This window comes from Streptomyces sp. NPDC012835 (assembly GCF_042900885.1).
Lineage (GTDB): Bacteria > Actinomycetota > Actinomycetes > Streptomycetales > Streptomycetaceae > Streptomyces.
In genome coordinates this window covers 725,719-739,218 of the sequence record NZ_JBIBBW010000001.1, presented here as the reverse complement: position 1 = coordinate 739,218, position 13,500 = coordinate 725,719, and the positions used below count along the sequence as shown (strand labels likewise).

Sequence of the window (13,500 nt, the reverse complement as noted above, 5' to 3'; positions counted from 1 at the left end):
CCTGTAAACCCCACGCGTCATAACAGCCCCTCGCCGCTTCCGCGTGGCGAGGCCCCGGTCGGTCAGCGTCCGCCGATCGTGCTCTCCCGCTCCACCAGCCGGAATTCCGCCCGGAGTTCACGCGCGCCGCCCGGTCCGCCGGCCCCGGTCGGGGCGGCCGGCCCCGGCTCCCCGTGCAGCCGTTCCACCACGCACCGTACGGCGAGGCGCGCGATGGTGTGCTTGTCCGGCGAGATGGTGGTCAGGGTCACCGCGCCGTAGCGGCCCTCGGTGATGTCGTCGAACCCCACCACCGCGACATCCTCCGGCACCCGCAGCCCGCGCTCCGCGAGCACCCGCATCGCGCCGATCGCGATCAGGTCGTTGTACGCGAAGACCGCGTCGGGCCGCTCGCCCGAGTCCAGTACGGCCGCCATGGCCGCCGCGCCGTCCGCGTGCTCCCAGCCGCCCGTCGCGGCGATCAGCGAGTCGGGCGCGGGCAGCCCCGCCGCCGCCAGCTCCGCCCGCCAGCCGCGCACCCGCAGCTGCGAGGGCTCGTTGACCCGGTCGGTACGCGCCCCCAGGAAGACGATCCGCGACCTGCCGAGGCCGAGCAGATGCCGTACCGCCGTCCGGGCCGCCGCGACGTTGTCGATCGCGATGTGGTCGTACGGCAGGTCGTAGGCGCGCTCCCCGAGCAGCACCAGCGGGGCGTCGTGGTCACGGGCGAGCAGGTCCTCGCGTTCCAGCTCGATGGGGCTGAGGATCAGTCCGTCGATGACCCGGGCCCGGAATCCCTGACTGACGAGGACCTCCTGCTCGCGGCGGCCCCCGGTGTGGTCGAGCAGCACGGTGTAGTCGTGCTCGGCCGCCGCGTCGATGACCGCGCCCGCCAGCTCGGCGAAGTACGGATTGCCCAGCTCGGGAACTGCCAGAGCCAGGATTCCGGTACGGCCCTTCCGTAGGTGACGAGCCGTCAGATTCGGTCGGTAGCCCAGCTCGTCGATGGCCCGCTGGACCCGGGAACGCATCGCGGGGGTGACGTGCGGGTAGTGGTTGACCACGTTCGAGACGGTCTTGATCGAGACGCCCGCGCGTTCCGCGACGTCCTTGAGGCTGACGGACACCGACACTTCCCCTCCGGGGCGGACCCGCGGGCCCGCCCTCGTGCTCATGGTGCGCGATGTTGTGCGGTGGGTCCAGGGCGCGCGGAATCGCTCCTTGTCATGACCCTGGACAGTGAGCGGAACGGCGTGCTGTCATGCCAACTGCCGTTCCTTCCAACGTTGTACAGACTGACGCAGCGAGCCGCCACCCTCTCATCACAAGGAGGACTTGTGCGCATCCGAAGAAAACTGGCCCTCTTGCTCGCCGCCGTTCTGGGCGTCGCCGGACTCACCGCCGCTCCCGCGGCTTCGGCCACGGACCCGCCGGTCGAGGCCCACGGTCTCAAGGGCGAGTACTACACCCAGTCGGCACCCGGAGCCTTCGACTTCCACGAGCTGAAGGCCACCGCCTTCGACCCGACCATCGACTTCGGCAACCTGGAACCCCGGCTGAGCGCCACCACCGGCCGCACGACCGATGTCAATGTGCGCTGGACCGGGAAGGTCGTACCGGCCACCACGGGCGCGCACACCTTCTCGGTCATCGGCGACAACGGATTCCGGCTCTGGGTCGACGGCCGGCTGGCCATCGACCACTGGGTCGACGACTGGGACAAGGAACAGACCGCCCAGCCCGTCGATCTCACCGCCGGCCGCGCCTACGACATCAAGGTGGAGTACTTCCAGCACTACGGCGGCGCCAACCTCCGTCTGCGCTGGACCGAGCCCGGCGGCAGCAAGCAGCCGGTGCCGCAGTCGGCGTTCCGGCTGCCGGACGGCTACGCGTACGACGGCGCCCTCGCCGCCACCGTCCTGCCGGACGGCCGCACCCTGCGTCTCGACTTCGCGCAGAAGCTCGCCGCGCCGCCCGCCAGGGCCGTCGCCGGACTGCGGGCCGTCATCGGCGGCGCCGAATGGCCGCTGAGCACCGTCAAGCGGGACCCGAAGGACGCCCGGCGACTGCTGGTCACGCTCAAGGAACCCGTCGTCGGCAAGGGCGGCACCGCCGATGTGCGCTACGACGGCACGGCCGGCCTCGTCTCCCAGCAGGGCAAGCGGGTCGAGGCGTTCTGGAGCAGCGGGCCCAACCACTCGGAGTACGAGCTGACCACCCCCTGGGCCAAGGACGTCGGCCCGCGGAACGCCCACCCCGAGTACCCCCGCCCGCAGCTCACCCGGGACGCCTGGCAGAACCTCAACGGCCAGTGGCAGTTCGCCGCGGCGAAGAAGGGCGAGAGCCCGCCGGTCGGCAGGACGCTGCGCGAGAAGATCCTCGTCCCGTACCCCGTGGAGTCGCAGCTCTCCGGAGTCGAGCGGCACGAGGACCGGATGTGGTACCGCCGTACCTTCACCGTCCCGGCCAACTGGCAGGTGGGCAAGGGCAAGCGGCTGAACCTCAACTTCGACGCCGTCGACTGGCAGGCCGAGGTCTACGTCAACGGCAGGAAGGTCACCGAGCACAAGGGCGGCTACGACCGGTTCAGCGTCGATGTCACCGACGCGCTGAAGCCCGGCCGTACCCAGGAGCTGATCGTCGGTGTCTACGACCCGACCGACGCCAAGGACGGCGAGAACCCGCCCATCGGCAAGCAGCGCCTCGACCCCAGCGGCATCTGGTACACCCCGTCCTCCGGGATCTGGCAGACCGTCTGGATGGAGCCCGTCGCGGCCGACCACATCGGCTCCCTCAAGCTCACCCCCGACGTACCGGGCGAGAAGCTCGCCGTCGAGGTGCGCGGCCTGCGCGACGGGACCCCGGTGACGGCCACCGCCTACTACGGCAAGCGCAAGATCGCCGCGGTCTCCGGCCGCAGCGGGACGGCGCTGAGCGTGCCCGTGCGCGATCCCCGGCTCTGGTCGCCCGACGACCCGTATCTGTACCGGCTGGAGGTGAAGGCGGGGGCGGACACCGTCGGCAGCTACTTCGGGATGCGCTCCATCTCCGTCGAGAAGGTGAACGGCACCCCGCGCACCCTGCTCAACGGCGAACCCACCTTCCTGATGGCCACCCTCGACCAGGGCTTCTGGCCGGACGGACTGCACACCGCGCCGACCGACGAGGCGCTCGCCTTCGACCTCAAGGAACACAAGCGGCTCGGCTACAACTCCGTGCGCAAGCACATCAAGGTCGAACCCGACCGGTGGTTCTACTGGGCGGACCGGCTCGGACTCCTCGTGTGGCAGGACATGCCCGCCATGAACACGATCAATCCGAACGCGGAGTCGCGCGCCGAGTACGAGCGCGAGATGAAGAAGATGATCGACCAGCACAGCAGCAGCCCGTCGGTGATCATGTGGGTCACCTTCAACGAGGGCTGGGGCCAGTACGACCAGGCCAGGGTCGCCGACCAGGCCAAGGCGTGGGACCCGACCCGGCTCATCAACAACATGAGCGGCGTCAACTGCTGCGGCGCGGTCGACGGCGGCAACGGCGACATCGCCGACGCCCACGGCTATCCGAGCGCGCAGTTGCCGGCTCCGGACGGCGAACGGGCGCTGGTCGCCGGCGAGTACGGCGGCCTCGGCCTCGCCGTGCCGGGCCACGCCTGGCCGGTGCAGCACACCTATGTGGGCGTCGACCAGGCCGCGTACACCGACGCCTATCTGGCCGAGCTGGCCAAGGTGCGCACCCTCGCCTGCCGGGGCGGCAACGGCGCGGTCTACACCCAGATCACCGATGTGGAGGGCGAGCTGAACGGCCTGCTCACCTACGACCGCAAGGTGATGAAGCCCGATGTGAAGCGGCTCAAGGCGGCGCATGACGCACTGATCCGCGACGCCTCCGACCCGTCCTCGATGGAGTGCGGCACCTCCTGACCGAGACGCGAACGGCCCCGGTCCCCGCCTCCCCGCGACGGACCGGGGCCACCGCGCGTCCGCGCCCCGCACCCGGGGCGGGGCGCCGGGAATAGAGCGCCGGTGATCCGCATTTTCCCTCTGTCACCCGGAGAACCGACGATCGAGGTCAGCACGTATGAGTGGTAGCCGGCAGTCCGTACAGCATCCGCACGAGCGGTCGCGGGACGGGCGGGTGCCCGGGGACCGGGCATCCGGCTTCCGGCCCGCGCCCTCCGCCGACGCCGGGCGCCACCCGCTGGACCACCCCGTGCACTCCGCGCTCACCGGAGCGCACGCGCACTTCGCCGAGCGGCGCGGCCGGGTGCTGCGCTACCCGGCCGACGTCTCACCGTGGCTGGCGCTGCCCGAGGACGCCGACGCCGCCGACTGGGCGGACGCCGCGGCGCTCGCGGGCCCCGGCGGGAGCGTCTCGCTCGCGGGACACCCGGGTCCGACCCCCGACGGCTGGGAGATCACCTTCCTCGCCGAGGGCGTCCAGCTCGTCGACGCCGGGGCCGCCACCGCGCCGGACCCCGAGGCCGTACGGCTCGGCCCCGCCGACGTCCCCGAGATCCTCGACCTGGTCGAGCGCACCCGGCCCGGACCGTTCCTGCCGCGCACCGTCGAGATGGGCACGTACCTGGGCATCCGGCGCGACGGCGCGCTCGTCGCGATGGCGGGGGAGCGGATGCGCCCGGAGGGACACAGCGAGATCAGCGCCGTCTGCACCGCCCCGGAATTCCGCGGCCAGGGGCTCGCCGCCCGGCTGGTCCTGGCCGTCGCCGACCGCGTCAAGGCGCGCGGGGACGTCCCGTTCCTGCACGCCGCCGCCGGCAACACGAACGCCGTCAGGCTGTACGAGAAGCTCGGATTCCCGCTGCGCCGCACGACCCGGTTCGTCGCGGTCCGCGTCCCCGGCTGAGCACCCGGTCCCGCCGACCGGATAAGATGTTGGGATTTTGTTGACCCCTCGCGCGTCGGTATGCTCCTGACCTGCGGGGATCGCCGCAATAGCCAACAAAAGCCCCAACGGGGACTCCGGCGTACGGGTGACCCACGAGTGATCGAGGAACGGCAACAGCGATGACGGTGACAGAGGACGGCCCCGCGTACGGCGCCACCGAGGCGTACGGCGAGACCCCGGCGTACGGCCCCGGCATCGACCCCGAGCGCATGGCCGTCTGCCTGGCCGTGCTCGACGAACTCGACAAGCTGGACGTCGACCACCCCGACGCCGTCGCGGTCCGGCGCGCCACCGCGGGGATCTACCGGACCGTCAAGCAGCGCCGCCGGCAGGAGCGCAGGGCGGCCAAGACCGCCCACGACAAGTCCGTCACCGAGGCCACCGCCACCGGCTCCGCCGAGCGCATCGACGACGAGACCCAGGGGCTGCTGCCGTCCTCCTCGACCGCCGGTGAGATCGCCGGCATCCTCCAGCGCCCCCGCTCCTGCTACATCTGCAAGTCCCGCTACACCGAGGTCGACGCGTTCTACCACCAGCTCTGCCGGCCGTGCGCGGCCGAGAACCGGGCCCGCCGTGACGCCCGTACCGACCTGACGGGACGCCGCGCGCTGCTCACCGGAGGCCGGGCCAAGATCGGTATGTACATCGCGCTGCGGCTGCTGCGCGACGGCGCCCACACCACCATCACCACCCGCTTCCCCGCCGACGCGATCCGCCGCTTCAAGGCGATGGAGGACAGCGCCGACTGGATCCACCGGCTGAAGATCGTCGGAATCGACCTGCGCGATCCCGCGCAGGTCGTCGCCCTCGCCGACTCCGTCGCCGCGGAGGGCCCGCTGGACATCCTGATCAACAACGCCGCGCAGACGGTGCGCCGCTCGCCGGGCGCCTACCGCGAACTCCTCGCCGCCGAGTCCGCCCCGCTGCCCGCCGGTGAGCTGCCCGCCTCCCACGTCATCGGCGCCTTCGGCAGCGGCGCCCAGGCGGTGCTGCCCGCCGTCGGCGCCGAGGCGCTGAGCGCCTCCGACATCACCGGCCTCGCCCTGATCGGCGGCTCCGCCACGCTCGCCAGGATCGAGGCGGGCACCGCGATCGACGCCGGCGGCCTCGTGCCCGATCTGCACGACTCCAACAGCTGGGTCCAGACGGTCTCCGAGGTCGACGCCGTCGAGCTGCTGGAAGTGCAGCTGTGCAACTCGACCGCGCCGTTCATCCTCATCAGCAAGCTGCGTCCGGCGATGGCCGCCGCCGGGGCCGGACGGACCTACGTGGTGAACGTCTCCGCGATGGAGGGCGTTTTCAGCCGGGGCTACAAGGGCGCGGGCCACCCGCACACCAACATGGCCAAGGCCGCGCTGAACATGCTGACCCGCACCAGCGCGCAGGAGATGTTCGAGAAGGACCGCATCCTGATGACGGCCGTCGACACCGGCTGGATCACCGACGAGCGCCCGCATCCGGACAAGATGCGCCTGGCCGACGAGGGCTTCCACGCCCCGCTGGACCTGATCGACGGCGCGGCCCGGGTGTACGACCCGATCGTGCGCGGCGAGGGCGGCGAGGACCTCTACGGCTGCTTCCTCAAGGACTACGCGCCCGCCAACTGGTAGACCGTCATCCGGTCCCGGCCAACCGGTGGTAGGCCGAATGGCCGGAATATCACCCGAAAGCGAGCCCTATAGAGCGCACTGCCGCTCATCTGGTTACTCTGGTGCGGTGCGCGGTCAACGCAGGCGGATACACCGTCCTCACGGCCGTGTCACGGGGACAGGCCCACCACCAACGGCCGCTCCCGTCCGAAAAACGGCGCCACCGCGACGGAACCCATCCTGTCCCAGAGTTACCCGACACAAAGGAGTGCGCGCGGTGACACCAGAGCTGAAGCGGTACGAGGAACGACCGGCGGAGCCCGTCGAACGCAAGCGCGGGGCCGCCGGCAAGATCGGCAACCTCGAAGTGTGGGCAAGATCCGCCCCGATCAGGCTGGCCGGCTACGAGGACGATCTCGCGGAGCCGCACATCCTGCCCGGCGTCGACTGACCACCCGACCCACCCGGTTTCCGCCCGTCCCGCGAGGCCGGCCGCTCGTCCCCGGCTCGCCCCGGCCCCGTACCCCGCGCAGCACCGGGGTGCGGGGCCGCGTGCGTGTGCGGTGCCGGGGACGGCGCCCGGCGGAGCCGCGTACCACCTGCGGCGTAGCGTGCGCTGGCCGGCGGGAACGTACGGTTCGCCGCTCGGCCGCCGCCCGTCGGTCCGGCCCGTCGCCGACCGGTGCGCCGCGCGTCGCGGTCGGGCTGACCAGCGCGGACGTGCCGCGCTTCGGCGCGGGGCCGCACGGTCCGCCCTTCCGTCCCCGGCGACGGCCCGCCGCTCGGGCGCGTCCGGGCCCCGGGCGTGTCGGCCGCGGCCCGGCTTGCGGCGCGCTCCCGGGTCCGGCAGATATGGAGCGACATCCCCGGAGGAAGAGAACGGGAGACCCAGGTGCGCTCACTCATCCGTCGCCGCTACGCCGCGCTCGCCGCGCTGTCCGCCGGAGTGCTGGTCACGGCGGGCTGCGGAACGGGCGGTGGCGGCGGGCCCGCTTCGAGCGCCAAGGAGCTGTACCTCCAGCCGGCCCGGGCCACGGGGCCGGACCCGTTCACCGCGTCGGCGGCCGTCCCGGCCGACGCCGTCCCGCCGGCCCGCTCCGCTTCCCCCGCCGCGAAGGAGGACGGCCGGGCCGGGGCGGCACCGGCCGTACCGCGCGCCCTGCCGGGCTCCACCCCCGGGCTCTACGGCGGCTCCACGTCCGGCTGCGATGTGGAGCGGCAGGTCCGGCTGCTGTCCGGGGAGCCCGCGAAGTCCCGTGCCTTCGCGCGGGCGGCCGGGATCGGCAAGGAGTCCGTCCCCGACTTCCTGCGCGCGCTGACCCCCGTCGTGCTGCGGGCCGATATCCGGGTGACGGACCACGGCCGGCGCGCCGGCACCGCCGCCGCCTTCCAGGCCGTGCTCCAGTCGGGCACCGCCGTGCTGGTCGACGGCCGGGGGCTGCCGAGGGTCCGCTGCGTCTCGGGGAACCCGCTCGGTCCTCCGGTCGCCTTCAAGGGCTCGGTGGACTACCGGGGCGAACGCTGGCCGGGCTACCGCACCGAGCGGGTCATCGTCATCCACCGTTCCGAGGAGGACCTCGGCGGACTGGTCGTCGTCGACCCCGTCGACCACGCGTGGGTCGAACGGCGGACCGGCACCGACGGCGGCGAGGACATCGTGCCCGCCGTCCTCCCGGCGTACGGGCCCGACGCCGACCTCAGCGATCCCGAAGCGGTGCGGCCGCCGGACGCGCTCCTCCCCGGCGAGCCCCCGGGCTCCGCCACCCCCTCCGCCGGCGCCTCGGCACCCGAGCGGCCCCCGGCCGGCCGGAAGCGGGCCCCGGAGAGCCGGCCGGCGGCCGAGGCGACGGCCGACGGCGGTTCCGTACCGCCCGACGACGTGCTGTTCGGCCCGCTGCCCGACGGACAGCAGCCCGGCGCGGACGCCGACGACGTGCTGGTCGGTCCCGACGCGCTCCAGGAATGAGCGGAGCCCCACGGTGCCGGGGGACGGGCCACGGGACGCCCCGAGCGCTCGAAGAATCCGACAAATGATGACAGAGTGTCTCCATGGTTGAACGGGCAGCGGGTCCCCTGTCGCTCCCCGACGACTGGCCCGCCCAGCCGGTCACCAGCCTCTCCCTCAACCGGATGGGGACCTTCGACTGGGACGTCGCCAGCGGCCTCCTGCATCTGGACGCACCGGCCCTCGAAGTCCTCGGACTGCGCCCCGACGAATTCGACGGCCGGGTCCGGGGCCTGGCGGCCCGGATCCCGCGCGGTGAGATCAACCGGCTGGACGTGGTGGTCGAGCGGGCGTTCCGCGACGGCAGCGCGACCTACGGCGCGTATCTGCGGGTCCGGCGCCGGGACGGAACGCTCTACTGGACCCACACCCAGGGAGCCATCCGCCGCGACGCGGCCGGCCGGCCCTTCCGGGTCATCGGCGTCGTCCGCGACGCCACCCAGGAGCTGGCCGACTCCACCGCCCGGCTGGAACTCAACGCGGTACGCCGGGTGCAGACGAGCGTCGTGGAGGGGACCACCGCCGCGCTCGCCCACGCCAGGACCGTCCAGGACGTCATCGACGTGCTGAAGGCGTCCCACGGTCTGGCGCACCTGGGCGCCACCAGTCTCGTGATGGGGCTGATGGAGGCCGGGCGCATCCATCTGGTGGCGGAGGGGCCCGAGGGCTCGTACGTGCCGGGGACCCGGGTGACCAGGACCGACGAGGGATACCCGATGAGCGAGGTCGTCACCACGCTCAGCCCGCGCTTCATCGAGTCCGCCGAGGAGTTCGCCGACTCCTATCCGCTGCTGTGGCCGCACATCAGCGGATACGGCATCAACAAGGCCGCCTACCTCCCGCTGATCGCCCAGGCGCGCCCCATCGGCGCGCTGGGACTGCTCTACCGGGACAAGGGCGGCTTCACGGCGGAGGACCGCAATCTGCTGGTCGCCCTCGGCAGCAGCATCGCCCAGAGCCTCCAGCGCGCGATCCTCTTCGAGCAGGAACACGATCTGGCGGAGGGGCTCCAGCAGGCGATGCTGCCCCGCCGCATCCCCGCCGTCGAGGGCGCCGAGATCGCCGTGCGCTACCGCTCGGCCCGGCTCGGCCGGGACATCGGCGGCGACTGGTACGACATCATCCCGCTGCCGGGCGGCCGTGTCGGCGCGGTCATCGGCGACGTACAGGGCCATGACACACACGCCGCCGCCGTGATGGGACAGCTCCGTATCGTGCTGCGGGCCTACGCCGCCGAGGGCCACACCCCGGCCACCGTGATGGCCCGCGCCTCGGTCTTCCTGCACGAACTCGACACCGACCGCTTCGCCACCTGCGTCTACGCGGAGGCCGACCTGACCACCGGACTGGTCCAGCTGGTCCGGGCCGGCCATGTCGACCCGCTGGTCCAGGACGTCGACGGCAGCTGCCGCAGACTTCTGGTGCCCGGCGGTCTGCCGCTGGGCCTCTCGGCGGCCTTCGGGGTGCTCGACCACCCGGTGGCCACCGTGGAGTTGGACCCCGGCCAGGCGCTGCTCCTCTACACCGACGGCCTGGTGGAGCAGCCCGGCGCCGATCTGGACGACGGGATGCAGCTGCTGGCCACCCTGGTGGGGGAGGGCCCACGCGACCTCCAGGCGCTGGCCGACCGGCTCTGCGAGGTGGTCGACGCGCGGGGCGGCGAGGACGATGTCGCCGTGCTCCTGCTGCGCCGGGGCGGCGCGCGCCCCGAGCGCTCCGCCGGCCGGCTCCAGCAGCATGTCCCGAAGGACGACCCGCAGGCGCTCAGCACCGCCCGCCACATGATCAGGTCGGCGGTGGCGGCCTGGGGCGCCGGGGAGCGCTCCGACGGGATCGAGCTGGCCGCCGACGAGCTGATCACCAACGCGCTGACACACGCCGAGAGCGCGGCGACCGTGGTCGTACGGGTGCTGCCGAGGGCGCGGCGGCGCATCAGGGTGGAGGTCGAGGACGGTTCCAGCGCCCTGCCGCACCGCCGCGACGCGGGGGAGTCGGGTGTCTCGGGGCGCGGGCTGGTGCTGGTGGAGGAGTTGTCCGACGGGTGGGGCGTCGAATCGCGGGGCAGCGGCAAATGCGTCTGGTGCGAGTTCGTCGTCCCGGACCGCCCGACGAGATGAGCGTGCGGATACGAGCCCGCGACCGCGGGGGCCGGTATCCGCCGCGGTGTTGACGCGTCCCGCCGGTCCGTGAATATTCGTCACGGTCCGGTACACACCCCGGGAGGCGGCGGATGCGACGCACCACGCTCGGACGCACCACGCTCGGACACAGCGCGGTCGCGGTGACACGGCTGTCCTTCGGGGGCGCCGCGATCGGCAACCTCTACGCCCCGGTCGCCCCCGAGCGGGCCGCGGCGGCGGTCGACGCCGCCTGGGAGGCGGGCATCCGGTACTTCGACACCGCGCCCCACTACGGCCTCGGGCTCTCCGAACGGCGACTCGGGGAGGCGCTGCGGGACCGGCCGCGAGCCGAGTTCACCCTCTCCACCAAGGCCGGCCGGCTTCTCGAACCGGCCCTCCCCGCCACGGCCGGCGACGCGTCCCCCGGTGACGGCCTCGACCACGGCTTCGCCGTGCCGGCCACGCACCGCCGTGTGTGGGACTTCAGCGCCGACGGGGTACGGCGCAGCGTCGAGGAGAGCCTGGAGCGCCTCGGCCTGGACCGTATCGACCTCGTCTACCTGCACGACCCCGACGACCACGCGGAAGCCGCCTTCCGGCAGGCGTACCCGGCCCTGGAGCGGCTGCGCGCCGAAGGCGTCGTCGGGGCGATCGGCGCCGGGATGAACCAGACCGCCATGCTCACCCGTTTCCTGCGTGACACCGACGCCGATGCCGTCCTGTGCGCCGGACGCTTCACGCTGCTCGACCAGTCGGCGCTCACCGAACTGCTCCCCGAGGCCACCGCGCGCGGCAGGAGCGTCGTCGTCGGCGGTGTCTTCAACTCCGGGCTGCTGGCCGACCCGCGCCCCGGCGCGACCTACGACTACACCGCAGCCCCGCCCGCCCTGCTCGACCGGGCCCTGCGCATCGACGCCGTCACCCGGCGGTACGGCATTCCGCTGCGCGCCGCGGCCCTGCGCTACCCGCTGCGCCACCCGGCCGTCGCCAGTGTGCTGGTCGGTGCCCGCTCGGCGGCGGAGGTGCGGGACGCGGTCGCGCTCGCGGACCGTACCGTCCCCGACGACCTGTGGGCCGAGCTGTGCGACGAAGGGCTGCTCGAAGGGGAGGGCGGCGCGCCGCCGGCCGGGGGGACGGGCCGATGACCGCGCCGCCCCTCCTCGTGGACGCCCATCACCATCTGTGGGATCTCTCCGTACGCGACCAGGACTGGCTCACCGGCCCCGAAATGGCCCCGCTGCGCCGGGACTTCACCCTCGCCGAGCTGGAGCCGCAGACGCGGGCGGCCGGGGTGGGCGCCACCGTACTCGTCCAGACCGTCCCCGACCCCGCCGAGACCCCCGAACTGCTCGCCGTCGCGGACGGCGCGGGGCCGGTCGCGGGTGTCGTCGGCTGGACCGACCTCACCGCGCCGGATGTCGCGGGCACCCTCGCCGCCCTGCGCGCCCTTCCGGGCGGCCACCGGCTCGTCGGGGTCCGCCACCCGGTCCAGGGCGAGCGCGACCCCGAGTGGCTGCTGCGCCCCGAGGTGCTGCGCGGCCTGCGGGCCGTCGCCGGCGCGGGGCTCGCCTACGACCTGCTGGTGCGGCCGCACCAACTGCCCGCCGCGTGCGGGCGGCCCGGCTGCTGCCGGGGCTGACCTTCGTCCTCGACCATCTGGGCAAACCGCCGGTGGCGGCGGGACCGCCGGAGCCCTGGGCCGGGGACTTCCGGGCGCTGGCCGCCGAGCCGAACACCGTCGGCAAGCTCTCGGGGCTGGTCACCGAGGCCGCGTGGGACTCCTGGACGGCGCGCGGGCTGCGTCCCTGGGCGGACGTCGCCCTCGACGCGTTCGGCCCCGGCCGGCTGATGTTCGGCTCCGACTGGCCGGTGTGCCTGCTGGCCGCGCCGTACGGAGCGGTGCTCGGCGCGGCGCGCACGCTGACGGACGGACTGAGCGCGGACGAGCGCGGCGCGGTGTTCGCGGGGACGGCCCGGCGCGTCTACGGCCTGTGACACCGGCCCGGAGCCCTGCCGCACGTCCCGTGCGAGCGACCCACCCCGCGCGCCCCCCGTACGTCCCGCCGTGACACCCGACCCGCGCGCCGCCGCGCCTACACCCGCGGCACCGGTTCCGTCCGGCCCCCGGCCGCGCTGCCGAGCGCCCGCTCCACCACCTCGGGGAACGGGTTCATCCCGAGCAGCGCGGTCACCGAACCGGTCGCCAGCGAGTGCCAGGTACGGGCCCGGCGCAGCATCGCGTGATCGCTGCCGCAGAGCAGTACGGCGCAGGCGTCGGCGCCCGCGTCGCCCGCGCGAGCGGCCAGTTCGACACTGCCGCGCGGATCCGTCGTCCGGTCCCGGTCGCTGTGCAGCAGCACCACCCGGCGGCCCCGCAGCTGCTCCACCGGTTCCCCCGGCGGGCACCAGGGGGCCAGTCCCACGACGCCCGTCACCAGATCGTGGCCGGCGGCGGCCAGCGCGGCCCGGCCGCCCATCGAATGCCCCACGAGCACCACCGGCACCGTGGGGATCAGCTCCCCCAGGGAGTCCAGCGCCCGCAGCGCGTCGCGTGCCGCGTCGGCGCGGCTGCCGTTCCAGCCCCGGTGCCGGTAGCGGACCCGGCCCACCACCACGTCGCACCCCTCGGTGGCCCGCAGCACCGCGCGGGTGAACGGCCGCATCCGGGCGCCGGCGAGGTTCAGCCGGGCCGGCGGGGCCGTGCTGTCCGCGCGCCCCCCGTGCAGCACCAGGACGGCGGCGCGCGGCCGTGCGGCCGTCCGGTCGAGGACCAGGGCGGACGGGACGGTGGCTCGATCGCGTACGGGCACGTGGGGCTTCCTTCCAACGGTGGTCTCCGCGGCGGAGTACCTCTCGCGGAGTATTCGTCGCCAGGGGGGCGCCGGACGCCTCCGGCCCG

General features: G+C 73.6%; 9 protein-coding genes and 1 pseudogene. 8 read left to right on the top strand and 2 right to left on the bottom strand.

Annotated features, from left to right (window positions below; genetic code table 11):
• Positions 1-62 precede the first annotated feature (62 nt).
• Complete coding sequence (locus ACFY6S_RS03075) at positions 63-1,106, bottom strand: LacI family DNA-binding transcriptional regulator (RefSeq protein WP_388821973.1); 1,044 nt, start codon at positions 1,104-1,106, stop codon at positions 63-65.
• Between the two features lie 210 nt (positions 1,107-1,316).
• On the opposite strand from ACFY6S_RS03075, the gene ACFY6S_RS03070 reads away from it, so the two are divergent.
• The 8 genes and pseudogenes from ACFY6S_RS03070 to ACFY6S_RS03035 all read left to right on the top strand — a co-directional run bounded on the left by ACFY6S_RS03070 (position 1,317) and on the right by ACFY6S_RS03035 (position 12,596).
• Positions 1,317-3,902: a PA14 domain-containing protein gene (locus tag ACFY6S_RS03070; protein WP_388821970.1), complete on the top strand. Its 2,586-nt coding sequence runs from the start codon at positions 1,317-1,319 to the stop codon at positions 3,900-3,902.
• Positions 3,903-4,059: 157 nt separating this feature from the next.
• Positions 4,060-4,845 carry a GNAT family N-acetyltransferase gene (locus ACFY6S_RS03065; RefSeq protein ID WP_388821967.1) on the top strand — a complete coding sequence of 262 codons (786 nt, stop codon included), beginning with the start codon at positions 4,060-4,062 and terminating at the stop codon, positions 4,843-4,845.
• 161 nt (positions 4,846-5,006) lie between these two features.
• Positions 5,007-6,497: an SDR family NAD(P)-dependent oxidoreductase gene (locus ACFY6S_RS03060; protein ID WP_388821964.1), complete on the top strand. Its 1,491-nt coding sequence runs from the start codon at positions 5,007-5,009 to the stop codon at positions 6,495-6,497.
• A 256-nt stretch (positions 6,498-6,753) separates the two neighbouring features.
• Entirely contained in the window at positions 6,754-6,927 is a 174-nt protein-coding gene (locus tag ACFY6S_RS03055) for a hypothetical protein (RefSeq protein ID WP_388821961.1), read from the top strand.
• A gap of 441 nt (positions 6,928-7,368) precedes the next feature.
• Positions 7,369-8,442, top strand: coding sequence for a DUF6777 domain-containing protein (locus ACFY6S_RS03050; RefSeq protein ID WP_388821958.1), 1,074 nt, complete (start codon positions 7,369-7,371; stop codon positions 8,440-8,442).
• Positions 8,443-8,525: 83 nt separating this feature from the next.
• A complete protein-coding gene (locus tag ACFY6S_RS03045) occupies positions 8,526-10,598 on the top strand; it encodes a SpoIIE family protein phosphatase (protein WP_388821955.1) in 2,073 nt (690 codons plus the stop codon).
• A 113-nt stretch (positions 10,599-10,711) separates the two neighbouring features.
• On the top strand, positions 10,712-11,746 hold the full coding sequence (locus ACFY6S_RS03040) for an aldo/keto reductase (RefSeq protein WP_388821952.1): 1,035 nt from the start codon (positions 10,712-10,714) through the stop codon (positions 11,744-11,746).
• A pseudogene (locus ACFY6S_RS03035) lies at positions 11,743-12,596 on the top strand (amidohydrolase family protein). The gene ACFY6S_RS03040 and the pseudogene ACFY6S_RS03035 overlap by 4 nt, the downstream one beginning before the upstream one ends.
• 98 nt (positions 12,597-12,694) lie before the next feature.
• Here the strand turns inward: ACFY6S_RS03035 and ACFY6S_RS03030 are convergent.
• Positions 12,695-13,411, bottom strand: a complete 717-nt coding sequence (locus tag ACFY6S_RS03030) for an alpha/beta hydrolase (RefSeq protein ID WP_388821949.1) — start codon at positions 13,409-13,411, stop codon at positions 12,695-12,697.
• Positions 13,412-13,500: the final 89 nt, after the last annotated feature.

Bases quoted from the DNA above. Each gene is read 5' to 3' on its own strand.
- ACFY6S_RS03040 (WP_388821952.1), top strand. From the start codon at position 10,712: ATGCGACGCACCACGCTCGGACGCACCACGCTCGGACACAGCGCGGTC.
- ACFY6S_RS03060 (WP_388821964.1), top strand. From the start codon at position 5,007: ATGACGGTGACAGAGGACGGCCCCGCGTACGGCGCCACCGAGGCGTAC.
- ACFY6S_RS03065 (WP_388821967.1), top strand. From the start codon at position 4,060: ATGAGTGGTAGCCGGCAGTCCGTACAGCATCCGCACGAGCGGTCGCGG.
- ACFY6S_RS03045 (WP_388821955.1), top strand. From the start codon at position 8,526: ATGGTTGAACGGGCAGCGGGTCCCCTGTCGCTCCCCGACGACTGGCCC.